The 18,809-nt window shown below is 43.7% G+C and carries 16 protein-coding genes, 1 tRNA gene and 1 pseudogene; 9 read left to right on the forward strand and 9 right to left on the reverse strand.

What is annotated here, in order from left to right:
- Positions 1–100: 100 nt before the first annotated feature.
- Positions 101–1,072 (reverse strand): PhoH family protein, encoded by a 972-nt coding sequence (locus BN8908_RS03465; RefSeq protein WP_068689090.1) that lies wholly within the window; start codon positions 1,070–1,072, stop codon positions 101–103.
- A 131-nt stretch (positions 1,073–1,203) separates the two neighbouring features.
- Between BN8908_RS03465 and mazG the strand changes: the two genes are divergently transcribed.
- The 4 genes from mazG to BN8908_RS03485 all read left to right on the forward strand — a co-directional run bounded on the left by mazG (position 1,204) and on the right by BN8908_RS03485 (position 6,636).
- A complete protein-coding gene (gene mazG / locus BN8908_RS03470) occupies positions 1,204–1,989 on the forward strand; it encodes a nucleoside triphosphate pyrophosphohydrolase (protein WP_068689092.1) in 786 nt (261 codons plus the stop codon).
- A gap of 25 nt (positions 1,990–2,014) precedes the next feature.
- Positions 2,015–2,362: a hypothetical protein gene (locus BN8908_RS03475; RefSeq protein ID WP_068689094.1), complete on the forward strand. Its 348-nt coding sequence runs from the start codon at positions 2,015–2,017 to the stop codon at positions 2,360–2,362.
- Between the two features lie 137 nt (positions 2,363–2,499).
- A complete protein-coding gene (locus tag BN8908_RS03480) occupies positions 2,500–5,730 on the forward strand; it encodes an FAD-dependent oxidoreductase (protein ID WP_021987290.1) in 3,231 nt (1,076 codons plus the stop codon).
- A gap of 72 nt (positions 5,731–5,802) precedes the next feature.
- Positions 5,803–6,636, forward strand: a complete 834-nt coding sequence (locus tag BN8908_RS03485; RefSeq protein ID WP_021987291.1) for a CvfB family protein — start codon at positions 5,803–5,805, stop codon at positions 6,634–6,636.
- 50 nt (positions 6,637–6,686) lie between these two features.
- Here BN8908_RS03485 and BN8908_RS03490 read toward each other — a convergent pair whose 3' ends face one another.
- The 4 genes from BN8908_RS03490 to BN8908_RS03505 form a co-directional block, all read right to left on the reverse strand.
- Positions 6,687–7,064 carry a DUF3127 domain-containing protein gene (locus BN8908_RS03490; RefSeq protein WP_021987292.1) on the reverse strand — a complete coding sequence of 126 codons (378 nt, stop codon included), beginning with the start codon at positions 7,062–7,064 and terminating at the stop codon, positions 6,687–6,689.
- A gap of 89 nt (positions 7,065–7,153) precedes the next feature.
- The gene (locus BN8908_RS03495; protein WP_082989208.1) at positions 7,154–7,879 is read right to left on the reverse strand and encodes a BamJ family beta-barrel-assembly machinery protein; all 726 of its coding nucleotides are present in this window, start codon (positions 7,877–7,879) and stop codon (positions 7,154–7,156) included.
- Positions 7,880–7,959: 80 nt separating this feature from the next.
- Positions 7,960–8,562 (reverse strand): BamJ family beta-barrel-assembly machinery protein, encoded by a 603-nt coding sequence (locus BN8908_RS03500; RefSeq protein WP_021987294.1) that lies wholly within the window; start codon positions 8,560–8,562, stop codon positions 7,960–7,962.
- 146 nt (positions 8,563–8,708) lie between these two features.
- Positions 8,709–9,359, reverse strand: a complete 651-nt coding sequence (locus tag BN8908_RS03505) for an ABC transporter ATP-binding protein (RefSeq protein ID WP_021987295.1) — start codon at positions 9,357–9,359, stop codon at positions 8,709–8,711.
- A gap of 173 nt (positions 9,360–9,532) precedes the next feature.
- On the opposite strand from BN8908_RS03505, the gene BN8908_RS03510 reads away from it, so the two are divergent.
- Entirely contained in the window at positions 9,533–11,668 is a 2,136-nt protein-coding gene (locus BN8908_RS03510) for a Tex family protein (protein ID WP_021987296.1), read from the forward strand.
- Between the two features lie 223 nt (positions 11,669–11,891).
- Positions 11,892–12,698 carry a hypothetical protein gene (locus BN8908_RS03515; RefSeq protein WP_068689095.1) on the forward strand — a complete coding sequence of 269 codons (807 nt, stop codon included), beginning with the start codon at positions 11,892–11,894 and terminating at the stop codon, positions 12,696–12,698.
- On the opposite strand, the gene BN8908_RS03520 is transcribed toward BN8908_RS03515, so the two are convergent.
- Both BN8908_RS03520 and BN8908_RS03525 read right to left on the reverse strand, forming a co-directional pair.
- On the reverse strand, positions 12,691–15,174 hold the full coding sequence (locus BN8908_RS03520; protein WP_068689097.1) for an AsmA-like C-terminal region-containing protein: 2,484 nt from the start codon (positions 15,172–15,174) through the stop codon (positions 12,691–12,693). The two genes, BN8908_RS03515 and BN8908_RS03520, sit on opposite strands and share 8 nt — an antisense overlap.
- A gap of 53 nt (positions 15,175–15,227) precedes the next feature.
- Positions 15,228–15,782 (reverse strand): ComEA family DNA-binding protein, encoded by a 555-nt coding sequence (locus BN8908_RS03525; protein WP_068689099.1) that lies wholly within the window; start codon positions 15,780–15,782, stop codon positions 15,228–15,230.
- A 218-nt stretch (positions 15,783–16,000) separates the two neighbouring features.
- Between BN8908_RS03525 and BN8908_RS03530 the strand changes: the two genes are divergently transcribed.
- From BN8908_RS03530 to BN8908_RS03540, 3 genes and pseudogenes are all read left to right on the forward strand, one after another.
- Positions 16,001–16,073: transfer RNA gene (locus tag BN8908_RS03530), tRNA-Lys, on the forward strand.
- A gap of 271 nt (positions 16,074–16,344) precedes the next feature.
- Positions 16,345–17,595 (forward strand): annotated as a pseudogene (locus BN8908_RS03535) (site-specific integrase).
- An 11-nt stretch (positions 17,596–17,606) separates the two neighbouring features.
- The gene (locus BN8908_RS03540; protein WP_068689101.1) at positions 17,607–18,017 is read left to right on the forward strand and encodes a virulence RhuM family protein; all 411 of its coding nucleotides are present in this window, start codon (positions 17,607–17,609) and stop codon (positions 18,015–18,017) included.
- Here the strand turns inward: BN8908_RS03540 and BN8908_RS03545 are convergent.
- Positions 17,987–18,211, reverse strand: a complete 225-nt coding sequence (locus BN8908_RS03545; RefSeq protein ID WP_068689103.1) for a hypothetical protein — start codon at positions 18,209–18,211, stop codon at positions 17,987–17,989. The two genes, BN8908_RS03540 and BN8908_RS03545, sit on opposite strands and share 31 nt — an antisense overlap.
- Before the next feature lie 2 nt (positions 18,212–18,213).
- A complete protein-coding gene (locus BN8908_RS03550; protein WP_068689106.1) occupies positions 18,214–18,621 on the reverse strand; it encodes an ATP-binding protein in 408 nt (135 codons plus the stop codon).
- Positions 18,622–18,809 lie beyond the last annotated feature (188 nt).

Consider the following 18,809-nt stretch of genomic DNA (forward strand, 5'->3'; position numbering starts at 1 on the left):
AGTAAAATTCTTTACTTCGGTTTCCGGAATTGCGGTTTTTTCTTCAACCGGTATGTTTAATACAAGATGTTGAAAATGTGATGTTTCAGTAATCCAGCGTTCAACCCTGTCTTTCTTTTTTCTTTTCCTCTTTCTCGCCTTCTTTTTCGTATGCTTTTACGATGTCCTTGACCAGACGGTGGCGTATGATATCTCCTGCATCGAACTCTACAAAAGCAATTCCTCTGATTTTATGCAGGATTTTAAAAGCATGTGTCAGGCCTGAATCGCTTTTTCGGGGCAGGTCGATCTGACTCATATCGCCGGTGATGACGAATTTGGCACTGACACCCATACGGGTCAGGAACATTTTCAATTGGTTGCGGGTGGTATTCTGTGCTTCGTCCAGGATAACGAAGGCATCGTTTAGTGTCCGTCCCCGCATATAAGCCAGAGGGGCGATCTGTATAATGTCTGTCGCCAGATAATCTTCCAGTTTCTTCGGTGGGATCATATCCGAGAGCGCATCGTATAAGGGTTGCAGATACGGATCTACTTTTTCTTTCAGGTCTCCCGGTAAAAAGCCCAGGCTTTCGCCGGCTTCCACTGCCGGCCGGCTGAGTATGATACGTTTTACTTCCCGGTTGCGCAATGCCTTTACTGCCAGTGCTATGGCCGTATATGTCTTTCCGGAACCTGCCGGTCCGGTTGCGAACAGCAGGTCGTTGTCCCGGGCCAATTCAACTAATTTGCGTTGGTTGGGAGTGCGGGCCCGTATGGCTTTGCCTGAATTCCCGAACAGGATAACGGATGCCAGGTCTTCCGGATTTTCCAGTACGTTGTCTTCCAGTAAAATGCGTTTTAAGTTTGCCACCGTCAACATATTGTACCGGTGGTAATGCTCCAGAAGTGCCGTAATTTTGGAATGAAGAATTTCTATATCGCTCTCTTCTCCCTGTATGATGATCTCGTCCCCTCTTGCCGTAATTTTTAATTTTGGAAAAAATTCTTTCAGTAAATTGAATTTTGTATTGCCAACACCATAAAAATCAATGGGATCTATATTTCCGATACTTATTCTTTGCTCGATCATGAAACTTCAGATAAAACCTTTATTTTTGCAGGTGCAAATTAATAAAAATCAATATAGGATTGTCGATTGAGGGATAAAGATTTCCGTGCTTTGTTGTATTGACCGGCTAACTGATGGAGAATGTTAGGTTTATGAATAATTTAGAGCAGAAAAAAGCGGCTTTTGCCGATTTGATAGAAATCATAGAGACCTTGCGGGAGAAGTGCCCCTGGGATAAAAAACAGACGTTGGAATCTTTGCGTAGCCTGACGATAGAAGAAGTTTACGAGTTGGGGGATGCTATTTTGGCCAAGGATATGCAGGAGGTAAAAAAAGAATTGGGGGATTTGATTATGCACCTTGTATTTTATGCCCGTTTGGCAGAAGAGCAGGGGGAGTTTGACATGGCCGGCGTATTGACGGCGATCTGTGATAAATTGCGCTACCGTCATCCGCATATATACGGAGATATTCAGGTAGAAGACGAGCAGGACGTATTGCGGAATTGGGAACAGTTGAAGTTGAAGGAAAAGGGACGGAAGCACAAAGTATTGGAGGGCGTACCGGTTTCTTTACCGGCTTTGGTCAAAGCTTACCGGATACAGGATAAGGTCAGGGGTGTCGGATTCGACTGGAAACAGAAAGAAGATGTGTGGGACAAGGTTCGGGAAGAACTGGGAGAGTTTGAAGAAGAGCTTCGGAAAGGAGACAAGGAGAAAATGGAGGAGGAACTGGGAGATTTTATGTTTGCGGTGATCAATGCCGCCCGTTTGTACGGCCTTAATCCCGAAAATGCGCTGGAAAAGACAAATCGTAAGTTTATCAAACGCTTCTCTTATGTAGAAGATAAAGCCAATGCAGCCGGAAAAAAACTGGCCGATATGAATCTGGAGGAAATGGAGGCGTATTGGCAGGAAGCCAAACGGACAGAAGAATAATATACCGATAATAGCAGGAAGATATATGGATTTAACCGGTAAATGGAGATACAGGGAAAATTACGGCTATGGGACGGCAGAAGGGGAGGTTGTCCTCAAACAGGAGGAAGAAAAGCTTTCGGGCCGTATCGTTTTTATGGATAATACGAGTGAAGAAGATGAACTGATGGTGCAGGAGTTCCTGATCGGTGAGATCGAAGACCGTAAGGTTAAGCTACAAGCTGTAGAAGTGGATATTATTCATGCCAATACGGTTATCGAGTACAAGCTCGACTCGTGGTTTGGCTTATTGGTTGACGATTGTACGGTAAAAGGGATCAGTGTAGATTTGCAAGGCATAGAAGGAAGTTTTGTATTTGAGCGGATGATTTGATCCCGGTGTAGAAATCGGGGCAGGAAATGCTGAAGAGCATATTCCGGAAAATGAAAAGTTGACAATTGTCAGCTTTTTTTTTGTTTTTAATATATAAGTTTACCCAAATCTAAATAACCTTAATAAAATACGAACTTATGTCTAAAATACAACATCATCCGATATTGGACGTACCTGTCCGGAGTAAAGTCACTTTTGTATATCGTGGCAAAAAAATTGAAGCTGAAAGTGGCTATACAATAGCAGCGGCTCTCCATCAGGCCGGTTATCCTGTGCATAGTCATAGTCTTGACGGACGTGAGCGTTCCCTGGAATGCGGTATCGGTAAATGCGGAGCGTGTGAAATGCTCGTTGACGGAAAAATCCGGCGGATATGTATTACGAAGGTCGATGGGGTGAAAGAAGTAGAAGAGATTACCGATCGTTTTATGCCTAAAGAAAAGGAGCGTGAATTGCCGGAAAAAAAGAAAATATTGCGTACGACGGTTGTAATTGTCGGGGCCGGTCCTGCCGGTCTGGCCGTTCGGGAAGAATTCAATAAATACGGTGTCGACAACATCGTTATCGATAACAATGATAAAATCGGCGGACAGTTTACGATGCAAACCCATCAGTTTTTCTTTTTTGAAAAAGAAAAGAGATTCGGAGGGATGCGGGGATTCGATATTGCGAAAACCCTGGCCGGTGACAATGCCGAAGGTATTTATCTGAACTCCACCGTTTGGGATTTGTTGGAGGGGAAGAGAGTGGCTGTAAAGAATGTGCATACGGAGGAGGTGTTTTTTGTCGATGCCGATTACCTGGTTGTTGCTACGGGAGCCGTACCTTTTATGCCGGCTTTTGAGAATGACGACCTGCCCGGCGTATACACGGCTGCCGTTGTCCAGAAGATGATGAACAATGAAATGACCCTGTTGGGGAAAAATGTGTTGACGGTGGGGGCCGGAAATATCGGATATCTGACCTCCTACCAGTTGATGCAGGCCGGCGCCCATGTCAAAGCCATTGTTGAAGCAATGCCGCAGGAAGGCGGTTTTCCGGTGCAGGCCAATCGGGTACGTCGCCTGGCCATACCGGTTATGACTTCCCATATTCTTTTAAAAGCCATTCCGAATAAGGCACGCAATGGTATTACAGGGGCTGTGATTGCCCGTTGTGAGAATTTTAAACCGGTACCGGGGACAGAAAAAATCATAGGGGGTATCGATGTCATCAATATATGTACCGGGCTGATTCCGGATAATCAGTTGTGGGCAAAAGGGAAAGAAGTTTTCGGCGGACAATGTTTTGCTGCCGGAGATGCCATCCGGATCGGGGAAGGGACGAGTGCCGTGTTGAAAGGCCGGCATACGGCCATGCAGATCATGATGGAATTGGGAGTGAGGGTAAATTACGACGATTATTTGTTGCTTTCCAAAGAATACATCGATTCCCAGCAGCATCCTGTCAGGATATTGGATGAGCCGCGTTTACCGGAGCCGGAACGCATGTTTGCCCGGGGATTTGTACAGGCTGACTGTCTCTATGGCTTTGCCTGCAACCCCTGTTCCTTTGCGTGTCCGCACGGAGCGATTACCAAGTCGTCTACTTCTGCGGTGCCGATCGTTGATTACGACCGGTGTATCGGTTGTATGGAATGTGTATATCAATGTCCCGGACTGGCGATCTTCGGATACAATGTAAAGAAAGATATGCTGTTTTTGCCGATAGAGTATGAAGCACAGGAAGGACAGGAAGTATTTCTGGTAAACAATAACGGAGAGAAACTGGGAGAAGGAGTCATTGAGAAAATATTATCCAAACCGAACAAGACGAATGTGGCCCGGGTGAGGGCTTTATCGATACACGGAGAAGAACTGACCCTGGTACGGGGCTTTATCGTTAAAACTTCTTATCCGGAACCGCTGGATTTAAAACCTCTGTTGCGGGACGATAAGGGAGAAACCTATATTTGCCATTGTGATGATGTGAAACTGGAAGAAGTATTGCAGATGATAGGCGACCGTAAGTTTATTTCGATCGACGAGGTGAAGCATACGACTCATCTGGGAATGGGACCTTGCCGCGGAAAACGGTGTATTCCGCGTTTGCGCCAGGCGTTAAGAAGCCGGGGAATCGAGTTGACCGGAGATGCAACGCCGCGTGCACCGCTTTCCAATCAGTTGACATTGGGGGAATTGCACCCGGCTAAGAAAGGAAATGTTTATCTGGTGGCCAACCGGGAAGGTTTTAAAAAAATAGAAGTCGGGGCTTTGATTGCCGGCGGCGGTATTGCCGGAAGTGCTTTGTTCAGGTATATGGCGGAAGCCGGTATGAATCCGGTATTGGTAAATGCCGACCGGGGGTCTTCCTGGCGTAATATCGGCGGTGGACGCACGGCATTTTCTATTCCGGAACTGGCTGAGATTGCCACCCGTAATCACACTATTTTCAAAGAGTTGCAATACCTGTCGAATATCGATTATCGTCCGATCAAATATATCAATTTTGCTCACGATGAAGCAACGTACAAGGCATTGGAGGCAAGTAAAGCCTGGTCTAAGGCAGAAATGGTCGCTCCCAAGCAATTCCGGGAGGAGATCTCGCCTTATTTTAATCCCAGGTCTAAAAAATACCTGGCGGCTTTGATTACCGATGATTGCTGGCAGGCGACGCCCGGTAAGGTAGTCGATCTGGTCCGGAATATAGGTATCGCGGCCGGAGGTACGGTGATGGAGGATTGCCGGGTGATAGAGGCGGTGAAAGAAGGGAAATACACCAGTGTATTGGTATTGACACATGATAAAAAATATGTGGAATACCGTACGGAGCATTTTGTGAATGCCTTGGGAGGAGGAGCCGGAAAATTGTGCGATAGCATGGGAATAGATGCTGGCTTATATCCGGTGCGCCATCAGGCTTTTATTACCCGCCGTCTGCCGATGCTGGGGAAGAACGGAGCTAATCTGGATATGCTCATCGATCGTCAGGATTATAAGGGATTTTCTGCCGTATACGGACAACAGATTGCCCATACGGGACAGATCATCGGTTGTGCTTCCCCGAAGCTGGATGCTATGCGTATCGATAAGAACTTAAAACTGAATACAAAAGCGTTTCTGGAAATCGTGAGCGAAATGTTTGTGGAATGGATTCCGGATTTGGCCGGTGTCGGGATACAGGCCGTATGGGCCGGTTATTATACCGAACCGCGTTATATTGTAGATCCGGAACTGGGGCTGTTTGTCGGTATGCGCGGACACGGTTTTATGCTTGCCCAGTACATTGCGAAGATGTATGTCGACAAATTGATGGGACGGCCGGTGCCGGAGTATTTCGAGAAATTGAAGCTTCACGGACCCGGTTTGTCGGAAAAAGCCTTTAAATAATTTGAAATTAGCAGGAGAACTGTAAGTGTAAAACTATTTTTTGAACTACTTTTGTGAATAAAATAAATATTTATGATTGAGATCGGAAAATACAATACACTTACAGTGATCAAAGCTGTTGATTTCGGAGTCTACCTGGATGGAGAGGATAGGGGCGAAATACTGTTGCCGAAGGAATATGTGCCGGAAAAGTGTTTCCCGAACGACGAATTGAAAGTTTTTATATATTTCGATTCCGAAGACCGGGTTATCGCGACAACGGAAATACCGAATATCGTTGTCGGGGAATTTGCCTGCATGAAAGTGGTGGCGACAAGTTCTGTCGGAGCTTTTCTGGATTGGGGACTGCGGAAGGATTTGCTGGTACCTTTCCGGGAACAGCGGGAACGGATGAAGGAAGGTAATACCTATCTGGTATACGCTTATGTCGATGAAGAAAGTGATCGCATCGCTGCTACGGCTAAGATTGAGAAATATCTGGACCGCACTCCGGCTGCTTATGAAGTCGGACAGGAAGTTGATTTACTGATCGCCCGCCCTTCCGATTTGGGATACAGTGTAATTGTTAATAATGCCCATTGGGGCTTGATATACCGTAATGAGATTTTTCAGCCGGTACGTGTCGGTCAGAAAGTGAAAGGATACATTAAAGAGATGCGTCCGGACGGTAAAATCGATGTCTCTTTACAGCGGGCCGGTTACGGGCAAAGTGATGAGCTGACGGCTAAGATACTGGAAAAGATAAAAGACAACGGCGGTGTGTTGGATGTTTCCGATAAAAGTGCTCCGGAAATTATTTACAATCTTTTCGGATGCAGTAAGAAAAATTATAAGAAAGCTATCGGAGCACTCTATAAGCAGGGGATAATCGAGATTGCCGAAGATGAAATCCGCCTGAAACAGTAAAGAAATTGAAAATGGGAAATATTAATTTTCCACTTTCAATTTTTATTTTTTTAAAATGGCAGGTCGTCGGCTTCCGGCATAGGCGGAATATCTTCGACGGCATATTCCGGAACCGGGGGCATCATTTCAGATGTCTGTTCCTGGAGTTTTTCGATACGCCAGCCTTCCAGATTTGTGAAATAACTGACCTGACCTTTATTTTCCCACTTGCGTCCGCGGACATTGAAATATACTTTTATATTTTCATTCAGAGCGATATTTTCCAATAGATCGCATCTGTCCTGGATGAGTTGGATTTTGATAAAGTCGTTCCATTGCGGATTTTTCTCATTTTCCACCTCAATCACAAATTCCCTTTTCTGGAATCTTTCACTGATATGCTGTGTATCTTCTTTGAAAATGAGTTTACCCTTGATTTCGTAATTCATAAGGAAAAAATAAATGCTGTAAATGATGTTTTATGTAATAACAAAGCCTGGGGTTGCCCCCAAGCTCTGCTATTTATTTGGTAGTCAGATTACTTTTTGTCGGCAGCCGGTTGTTGTGCATCCGGGTTTACGATATCAAGTAATTCAACTTCGAAAATCAGAGTTTCGTTCGGGCCGATAGCGCCGCCTGCACCTCTTGGGCCGTAAGCCTGATCCGAAGGAATATAAAGAATCCATTTAGATCCTACAGGCATCTGCTGAATTGCTTTCGTCCAGCCCGGGATAACCTGATTCAGACGGAATTCTGCCGGTTCGTTACGTTTGATGGAAGAATCGAATTCAGTACCGTCGATCAAAGTGCCCTTATAGTGTACTTTTACCATATCGGTAGCTACCGGTTTCGGGCCGTTGCCTTCTTTAACCACTTTGTATTGAATGCCGTCGGATAAGGTATCTACACCTGATTTTTTGGCATTTTCCTTCATGAATTCAGCTCCTTTTGTCAGGTTTTCTTCAGCCACTTTTTGTGCCATTTTTTGCAGATATGTGCTGACAAACATTTGCATTTGCATTTGATCGGCACCGGTCTCTTTTTTCTCGATAGCTGTATTCATACCGGCAACGATAGCCTGCATGTTTGGTTCTTTAATACCGGAACGTGTAATACCGGTTCCGTACATGTAACCGATATAGTAGCAAGCCGTATCAGCTTCTGTCTTTAAAGTAGCAGTGGTAGATGTCATAGAGCCGCTGTTACAGCCCGATAAAATGCATGTACCTACTGCAAGTACTAATAGTAAATTTTTTGCATTCATTGTTTAAAAATTTAAGACTATAAATTATAGGTTATTTTATTCGGTAATTTCCGCTTTGGGAAAGATCTCTGCTTTCCCGGTTAAACGATGTCCAACAGTTCGACATCGAAAACCAGCGTTTCGTTCGGACCGATAGACTGTCCTGCTCCGCGGGCACCGTAAGCCAGTTCGGAGGGAATATACAATTGCCATTTGGAACCTGTATTCATCAGTTGTAAAGCTTCCACCCAACCGGCAATAACGCCGTTTACCGGGAATTCTGCCGGTTCGCCTCTCCGGATCGATGAATCGAAAACAGCTCCGTTTATCAAACGGCCTTCATAATGGCATTTTACCGTATCCGAAGCTTTGGGTTTCGGACCGTTGCCCTCTTTTAATATTTTGTATTGCAAGCCGCTGGGTAGGGTTACAACTCCTTCTTTGGATTTGTTCTCCGACAGGAATTTTTCTCCGGCTTTCAGGGCTGCCTCTCCTTTTTTATTCTGAAGTTTATCAAAATAATCCTGCAGAATTTTATTTGCTTCGTCCGGAATGATTTCCGGCATTTTTCCTGCAAATACCGTAGACATAGCATCGTTGAATGCTTCTGCGTTAATGGTGTCTACTCCTGAAGAAATCAGGTTGCTGGCGATGCTCAGCCCAAGGCAATAACTTACCTTATCAAGATCATTTGAATACTTCATGAATTTTCTTTTTTAATTCCTATTTTTTTGTAATAAATTCTTTAAAATCACGCAAAGATAAAAGGAAAACTAAAAACTAAAAATATAAAGGTTAAAAATATAGTTGTACAAGTCGTATTTTTAGCTTTTTAAATATGTTTTCAACTTTATGCAATTTTGCCGTCCTTCAGCCGTATTTGTCTGTCGGACATCTCTGCCAATCCCGTGTCGTGGGTTACGATAACAAAAGTCTGACCCAATTGATCCCTCAGTGAAAAAAATAACCGGTGCAGGTCGTTTTTCGTTTGCGAGTCCAGATTACCGGATGGTTCGTCGGCCAGGATCACCTGCGGATTGTTGATCAGGGCTCTGGCAACGGACACCCGTTGTTGCTCTCCTCCCGACAGTTCGTTGGGTTTATGTGCAATACGATCTTTTAGCCCCATAAGTTCCAATAATTCCCCGGCTTTTTTTTCAGCTTCCTTTTTGGCCGTTCCTTTTATCCAGGCCGGAATACAGACATTCTCAAGGGCAGTGAACTCCGGAAGTAAGTGATGGAATTGAAATACGAAACCGATATTGTGGTTTCGGAAAGCAGCCAGTCTGACAGGAGAAAGGGTAGCTATATTTGTTTCACCGAACCATAGCTCACCGGAGTCCGGAAGATCCAGTGTTCCGATAATATGTAGTAGGGTGCTTTTCCCAGCTCCGCTGGCGCCGACAATCGTAACAATCTCTTTTTCATTGACAGTGAGGTCTATCCCTTTCAATACCTGGAGGTCTCCGTAATTTTTAGTGATATTTTTTATCCGGATCATAAGATCTGCGCAAATTTTAATTTTGTTTCCGGGGTCTTCTTAGGCCGGCCTGAACTTTAAGCCCTGTAAAGATAGGCAATAAACCGTAGAACTTGTATCTTTGTACACATTTTTATTGGAAAAGTACGATCCCTTTGATCACAGATATCACAACAATAGCAAAACGATTTAAAATGGCAGAATTTTATATAGACCCGGTTATTTTTATTGCAGAGGAAACAAGTGTGGAGGCTAAATATATCCGTAACTTACTTGCGCTTCTGGACGAAGGGGCTACCATCCCTTTTATTGCCCGGTATCGTAAGGAAAGAACAGGAAGTATGGATGAGGTTCGTATCGGGGAGATAGAAGAGAGGTATGTACAGTACAAGGAGTTGGAAAAACGGAAAACTTCGGTTTTGGAAACGATCGGGCAGCAGGAAAAACTGACGTCCCAACTTGAAAAGCAGATTAAAGAATGCCGGGAATTGCGGACGTTAGAGGATATTTATTTACCCTATAAGCCGAAAAAGCAAACCCGGGCGTCGAAAGCGAAGGCTTTGGGACTGGAGCCTTTGGCCGCTATTCTGATGCGCCAGGAAAACGGGGATGTCGTGGCGAAAGCCGGCCGTTTTGTAAAAGGAGAGGTAAAAACCGAAACGGAGGCTTTACAGGGTGCCCGCGATATCATTGCAGAGTGGGTCAGTGAACACGAGCGGGCCCGCAACATTACCCGCCGGCAAGTAGAACGTGAGGCGTATATCCGTTCGAAAGTGGTAAAAGGAAAAGAGAGTGAAGGAGAGAAATACAGTGACTATTTCGATTATACGGAATTGCTGAGGCGTTGCCCTTCTCACCGGATGCTGGCGATGCGGAGAGGGGAAAACGAGGGGATACTGAAAGTGACTTTGATTGTAGATGACGAAATTTTGCTCGATACGATCGGCCGGTTGTTTGTAAAAGGCCGTAACGATAGTGCTGTACAGGTATCCGATGCTGTGAAAGACGGGTATAAGCGTTTACTTTTTCCTTCCATCGAGTCGGAATACCTGAGCCTTTCGAAGCAGAAAGCCGATGAAGAAGCGATCCGGGTATTTGCAGAAAATCTGAGACAATTATTGTTGGCGCCGCCTTTGGGAAATAAGCGTATTCTGGCCATAGACCCCGGATTTCGTACCGGGTGTAAAGTGGTCTGTCTGGATGAGACAGGACACCTGCTGCATAATGAAAACATATATCCTCATCCGCCCCGGGGAGAATACAAACAAGCGGCAGCGAAAATTACCAATATGGTGGAAACTTACGATATACAGGCGATAGCGATTGGAAACGGTACTGCAGGGCGGGAAACGGAAACTTTTATTCAGAGTTTGCGGTTCGATCGTAAATTGCAGGTATTTGTGGTGAGTGAAAGCGGAGCCTCGGTATATTCAGCTTCTTCCATTGCACGGGAAGAATTTCCGGAATATGACGTTACCGTGAGGGGAGCCGTATCTATCGGACGCCGCCTGATGGATCCCTTGGCTGAGTTGGTGAAAATCGACCCCAAATCGATAGGTGTCGGTCAGTATCAGCACGATGTCGACCAGACGAAATTGAAAGAGAGTTTGAACCGGGTAGTCGAATCCTGTGTAAACCGGGTCGGAGTCAATGTGAACACCGCAGGGAAATACCTGTTGATGCATATTTCCGGATTGGGACCTGTATTGGCTGAAAATATCGATAATTATATCCGGGAAAACGGAGCTATCCGTAGTCGCAATGAATTAAAAAAAGTGAAACGTATGGGAGCTAAGGCTTATGAACAGTGTGCCGGTTTCCTGCGTATCGAAGGAGCCGCCAATCCGTTGGATAATTCCTCTGTGCATCCGGAGTCTTATGCCGTTGTCGAAAAGATGGCCCGTGATTTGAATGTGAATGTCGGACAACTGGTCGGTAATAGTGTATTGTGTGATAAGATTGATTTGAAACGTTATGTGGATGAACGAATCGGATTACCGACTTTACAGGATATATTGGACGAGTTGAAAAAGCCGGGACGCGATCCCCGTTCGGTGGCCCGGGTTTTCAGTTTTGCCGAGGGAATCACGAAAATAGAGGATTTGCAGGAAGGGATGGTTTTGCCCGGAATTGTGACGAATATAACAAATTTCGGGGTGTTTGTAGATGTCGGTGTGAAACAGGACGGTTTGGTACATATATCGGAGATTGCCGATCGTTATATCGCTAATCCGGCAGATGTGATAACCCTTCATCAGCATGTAACCGTAAAAGTATTACAGGCAGATAAAGACCGCAAGAGAATCAGCCTGTCGATAAAACAGGCTTGAAAATGTATTTTAGCGGTAAATTAATTTATGTCGGTTAACCTTATTCGTGTAAATATATTACAATTCCTTTTATACATAAAGATCGGGGTTAGTAAAAGAAGCATAGCTATAATTTGTTCGTATACACATATAGACTATCTTTGTACTGAATTTTAAGATGTAAATAAAAACTAAACAGATTGGGATATTTATTACATTTTGCCTAACCGAAATCTTATATACTGTGCCCAAAAAAAAATTACATAATCATCCGGTTTCCGGCTTTATTCCTGGAATTTATAATTTTTGCGATCGTTGGTGTGAGAAATGCAGTTATAAGGCGAATTGCCTCAGTTATACGATGGAAAAAAAATTCAAGGAAAGGGAGGGGGAGGATTCGGAACGGAATGTAATGCATTTGAGGGATAGTTTTTGGAATTATTGGGAATATATATGTCGTTCAGCTTATGATGTCGTACAAGATATAGCCAAGGAACGGGGTGTCGGCATTGAGGATATTTATTTGGCGGAACCGCTGAGAGAAGAAGGCTTGTGGCATAAATTCGGGACGGAGATCAGCGATGATGAAGATGAATACAGTTATATAGAGACCTTCGATATTGTCAACATTTGTCAGTTATATGAGGTGTTGGCAGAAGAATGTCTGGATGAAATCTTCGGTTTCCTGGACGAGCAGGATTGGAAGGAAGGAAGCGAGGAAGTGAAAATTACGGAGGAAGCGTTGGAGGTTATCAATTGGTATTTGGATACGATCCAGCCGAAGATACGGGAAGCTTTGTTCGATTGCCTTCGGAAAGACAATGCCGTGGCTGAAGCAATGCCCGGGAAAGAATATAACGGTTCGGCTAAAGTGGCCCTGATTTGTGTGATACGCTCGGTAGATGCCTGGAATGTGCTTGAAAAATATTGTCATCCCCTGGCAGTTGACATTCAACACATCAAGGTCGTATTGGAGCAATTGGAAAAAGAAGTCGATTATCAGTTTCCTTATGCCCGGACGTTCCTGCGCCCGGGTTTCGATACTATTTAAATAATTTCTCCAAGCCTTTCAGAGCTTTATTTTTCAGATCTTTTTCAGCTGCTTTTCTTACTTTGTTGATGGCTTTCGACAAATCGGGTTGCACCTGTGGCCGGTTTAAGGTACCTGTGATTTTGGCGTCTATATCCAGATTCTGTATGTTTTTGGAACCCGGTATCGAACGTAATAAATTTTCAATATCTTGGCCGAAAAATTTGCGGTCGATATTCATGGAAATCGTATAGTCGATTTTCCCGTCTACTGTTTGGCTACCCCAAATCGTGGCCGGGTTACCGGCTAAACGGGTCGTGAAAGGCGCGATGGTAATATTCCCCTGGTCGATTTTAAAATCGACTTTCAAAGAACTGATGGATAAGCGGCTCAATTCGTCATTTTTCACCACAGAGGCCAGCTTAAGCATAGCCGGATTCTCATTGATCAGAATACCTTTGGAATCGATATAGCCCGATCCGTTCAAGGTATTGGTACGCACGGACATATCCATACTCAAATCCGAAGACAAGTTGAGAACGGAAGATATTTTTCCTTCACAGTTCATGGTTATCGGCAAATTATTCCGGACAAATGAAAAGGATTCGGAAGCAGAATGTATGTCGAGATCCGAGACATTCAACCGCAGGTCGAAATGAGGAAAACTGTATTTTTCGGTTGTGTATTTTCCGCTTACTTCCATATTCCCTTCCAGCAGATTCATACTCAATCTGTCGAGTATGGCAGAAGCATTGGCCAGACTTACTTTTCCTCTGACTTTACTGATTTTCAGCTTATCGAAAAGTATGGTATTTATGTCGGTATTGATTTGCAACTGTAGATTCGCCGGAATAATCGGGGCCTCATTTTTGACATCTCCTTTCGCTTGGGTATTCGTCGTGTCTTTTACCGGCGTATTGGGGGTTATAAACTCATTCAGATCCAGGCGGTCGGAAGACAGGGTGAAATTCCCTTTTAATGTTTCTTTTTTTAAGATATAGGGGAGGTAGCCTGAAACATAACCTTTGAGTTTCAGGTCCGAAGAGTTAACCTTGGCTTGTAAATCGGTGATGTGCAATTCAGCCGGGGTTACCCGGAGCGTTCCTGTCGGAATATGTATTCCTTTCGGGAAATCGGTATTTGCATAAAATATATCTTTGACTTGTATATCTCCTTTGGCCGTAAATTTTTCGTATTGCTTTTGCTCGATGTATTTATACCGGCCTTGGAAGGTCAGACTGGTCTGAAGCGAGCCTTCCAGGGTTACGCCTTGTAGCGGTAAAACCTTTTTGAGATCGTTGAAATCGATACTGCCTTTCGCTCCTCCATTGAGCAGAGGATCGTTTAATTCGGATATTTGCAGGTGGACGTCAAACGGATTGCCTCCGAGGGTGAAAGAAAGTTTTTGGAGATCGATATCCGTAGAGTCGGAAGGACCTCCCGGATTTTTTACATTCAGTGCCATATTGATGTTTTCTATCGCTTCCGGTAAGTCTTCATATTTGGCACGGGCATTGTCGATATTGAAATGCAGATCGAATGCCGGGAGATGATCTTTATAATATTCACCTTTGGCGGTCAGTTCGAAGGTGAAATTGCCGCTGGTCTGTAGTTTTGACAATTGCTCTTTATATGTCTTGGGAAGTAACGCCAATAAGCTTTCAAAACGGGTGTCCGGCGTATTCAAACGTAAGTCGAGCAGAGTTTTGTCTCCGGCCTGGGCTACCTTACCGTTTAAATCCAGACGGAGGTCATTGAGAACAAGCGTATTCTTTTGGATGTCGAAAGACCGTTCTTGCAATGCGGCAGCCAATTCAGCCTGCCATTGCAAATCGGAATGACTGATCCATACCGTATTTTGCTGCCGGAAGAAAATATCCTTGACTTGTAAATCGATTTTTAAAATTGTTTCGGCAGCACTCAAATTTCCGGACAGGTTGAGATTCAATTGTCCGACAGTCGTTTGTATCGCGCCCGGAATATCGGTGTAATTCAGTGAAAGGTTTTCGATTTGAATGTCGTTGAAATGAAGTATTTCGTTTTTGCCTTTCTTTTCTTTGGGAGATTCTGCTTTCTTTATACTGGTTGTGTCGGTGGTCTTACGGATCAGAATGTCCCAGTTGTTTTGTCCGGATGTCCCGATTTCCGGATTCAGCCGGGCATCTTTCAGGTATATCTTTTTAACGATAATTTCTTCGCCTTTTATGAGCGACATTACATTTACAGAAGCATTGAACGTATTGATGGCCGCTACCGTATCGCCTTCAAATTCCCCTTTGCCGCATAGAACGATATTTTTTACCCGGACATTCAAATCGGGAAAGCTTTTGAACATACTCAAACGCATGTCCTCGATTTGCAATTCTGCATTCAGGTATTTTGCCGATTGTTTTTCTATAATTTCTGAAATATTGCCTTGCAAGAAAAGGGGAAGCAGTAATAAAAATACAATAAAAATACCGATGATGACAGAGAAAATAATAAGGATTTTTTTCATAGCGTTGAAGATTTTCAATACGTTTTATACGGACTTCGGACAAAGATAAGAAATTACATGAAATAAGGTTTTATTTTTTTTAGTTTATACACGGGTAGTATTTTTCTTTTTTCCAAAGTATCCATACTTATTTTTTTGTATTTGTTTTTGGCATTGAAAATAAGCTTGACATCTTCGTATTCGAGATACGGATGTCTCAATACTTCTTTGAATGTCAGTGTATTTAAGTCCTTTTTACGGATAAGCCCGGGATTTACAGTAAACAGGTGTGCGGAGGAATCGACATTAAAGTAGGTCATCCGGAGCTCTTTCAATTGTTCGGTCCGGTAATATCCGCCGAGCCGTTCCCGATAGCGGATGATTTTGGCGGCGTAATAAGGGCCGATACCCCGGATTTCTACCAACGTTGTGCTATCGGCACTATTCAGTTCAATCGGTTCTTGCTCTGCAGGGAAGGTCATCCGGATAGAATCTGCTATCGAATGGGGAGTTTGAAGCAAAAAGGCATCCGTTTTTTTGTGTTTGATCTGGCGGGGAATGACGATAAAAGCGACGATAAGCAGCAACAACACCAGTAACCCCTTTTTTTCATAGTAATAAAGTAACATCACACCGGAATTTAGAAGTTTCGGAATATAAGTTACGACATTTTCAGGAAAGAGCAAACACTTTCATGAGCAAAACCGTAAAAAATGGTTGGATATAGGATTCAGATTATGAGTAAATTGTAATTTATCCTCATAAAATATCTTATAAAAAACGAACGTATTATTTGCATTCTTCGGAAATCTGTCTAAATTTGCACCCGCAATTAGGCAAATAGACTGATTCGCTAGCTCAGTAGGTAGAGCACAACACTTTTAATGTTGGGGTCCTGGGTTCGAATCCCAGGCGGATCACGGAAAGATACGCTAAATGGCGGTCAAACTAAGTCAAACCTTTCTAAACTACTGTTTTAGAAAGGTTTTTTCTTTTCCGGCAAGTCAGGCCGGAGCCACGAAAAAGCCACCTAAAGACAGAAAATCGTTACTAAATCGTTACGGTAAAAACGGAAAGTCAAAATCGTAACGATTTTAATGATAAGTCATTGATTTGGCGTTGTTTGTCTTTCAGATGTCTGCTCTTGTTTCACCAAATCAAAATAGTTTTGTGAACAAAAGAAAAGACACTATGAAAAGTACATTCAGGATTCTGTTCTACCTCAAAAAGAACGAGCCAAAGAAGAACGGACACGTTACGATCATGATACGGGTAACCGTAGACGGCTCCAACACCCAATTCAGCAGCAAACTCGATATTCATCCCGATGATTGGGACGTATCCAAGGGACAAGCCAAAACAGGTAAAGGATACAGAGCAAAGAACTCCGCTTTAAACCGACTGTTGGAAAGCATAAAATCAGAACTTACCGTTCATTACAACCGTCTGTTGAACGTTAAAGGCTATGCCCTTCCCGAACAGATCCGCAACGCTTTCTTAGGGTTGGAGGAAAAGGAAAAAACGCTGATTACCTACTTTTCCCAGTTTAACGAGCAGTATAAACAGAAAGTAGGAACAACCGCCACACAAAAGACTTATTCCCGTTACGAGCTGACAAAACAACGGCTGATTGATTTTATGAAGGAAAAGTATCATGTATCCGATATGCCCGTGCGTGAACTCAATACGGTATTCATTGAAAACTTCTATCTCTATTTGCGGAATGCGTGCGGCATCAATAACAACACCGCCATGAAGTTTGTGCAGCGTTTCCGCACAGTCCTTGGTTATGACAGAAATACCGGGCTTGATTTTATAGACCCTTTTGCCAATTATAAATTCAACTTTGACCGGGTAGACAGAGGGTATTTAGAGCAGGCTGAAATAGATAAGATTTACAACAAGGCATTTGCTTCCAAACGGCTGGAGCAGGTAAGGGATATGTTTATCTTCAGCTGCTATACCGGATTATCTTATATTGACCTTTGTAACCTGACGGCGGAAAACATCAGAACCGGATTCGACGGAAAGCTCTGGATTATGACTAAACGGGAGAAGACGGGAATAGATTCTGATATCCCTTTGCTTGAAATACCCCGTCAGATACTTCAAAAATATGAAGGGAAACTGAAAGACGGAAAACTTCTTCCGGTAATCAGTAATCAAAAGATGAACGACTATTTGAGTGAAATAGCCGCGCTTTGTGGGATAGATAAACATATTACTTTCCACCTTGCCCGTCATACTTTTGCCACTGAAATCTGCATTACGCAGGGTGTGCCCATTGAAAGCGTATCGAAAATGTTAGGGCATACCAATATTAAGACTACCTAGATTTATGCCCGTGTGGTAGACCGGAAGGTGAGCCATGATATGAGCGTATTGGAACGCAAAATCAACAGCCGTAAAAGACAACAGGAAACCGTAGTGGTAAACTTATAAACACCATCATCATGGAAAGAGGTAAAATGGATATTCATTTTTCAGAGTCGTTACAGGAGCTATCCGTTCACATTCAGTTATCCGAAGATGGAACGGTTTGGCTTACAAAGGAGGAAATTGCTGATTTGTTCGATGTATATATTCAGACGGTAAGAGCCGGATTGAAAGCTCTCTTTCAGCGGGGAGTGTTGTTTGAAACGAAGGTAATGCGAATGCATCGGTTCATAAACGCAAAAGGCCGGGTATGTTCGTTGGAACTTTATAATCTGGATGCGGTCATAGCGTTAGGTTTTTATATGAAAGGGGGGATTTGCCGTTCGTTCCGGCAATGGGTTTATAACCGGATAAAGCAACCGGAAAATAATAACACTGCTCCAAGACCGCTTATCATTCAGCTCAGTCCGGGTTCTGCCCTAAACTGATAAAGAAAAAGCCACTCTGAATAAAACAGGGTGGCTTTTGCGCGGCCATTTTCTTGTTTTCTCCTCTCGCTTTCCTGCCGTTCCTGCTCATACAGTTTTTCCCGGATTTCTTCTTCTACGCTTGCTTCCCGGTAGTAATAACCGATGAGGATACCTGAAACGAAAGAGGCAATAATGGCAATGAACGTTTTCATGGTTAGTTTAAGTTTAAAAAAAAGGTCATAATCACTTTGGCTCCTCTTTTAGCAAAGAGTAGTTTATCCGCAAGGGTAATCATCAGGTAAAGCCCTCTTCCGGTACATTGCATAAATGTTTCCGGCCTGCTGAAATCGGGAATTTTGCTAAGGTCGAAACCTTCACCTTCGTCCTCTACCGTGATGCTCACTTTTATGGGGTTTTTTATGGCCGTAATGGTGATTTTCTTTTTCGGGTCGCGTTTGTTTCCATAGAGGATCGAATTATGTACAGCCTCAATGATGGATAAGGTGATCCTTCCGTTAAGGGATTGAGGTAACTCGAAACGGTCGAGTAGGAATTCGATAAAGTTATCGACCTGGTGTGTGCTGTTCATATCCGACGGGATGGTAAGGGATAATTTGTTCATTTGGTTTCAGAATATAGGATTTGATATTTAAGTGGTTTACTGTTATTTTCGCTTTTACTCCTGTCCGGGAAGCTGACCTGAGCCTGATTGAGGGGCTCCGCAGCTTCCCGTCCTCGCCCGAAATCATTGAAAAAGTCAGAATAACCCTGACGGGTTATTTCCGGCTTTTACAACAATTTCCTCCGCCG

It is taken from the genome of Culturomica massiliensis (genome assembly GCF_900091655.1).
GTDB lineage: Bacteria > Bacteroidota > Bacteroidia > Bacteroidales > Marinifilaceae > Culturomica > Culturomica massiliensis.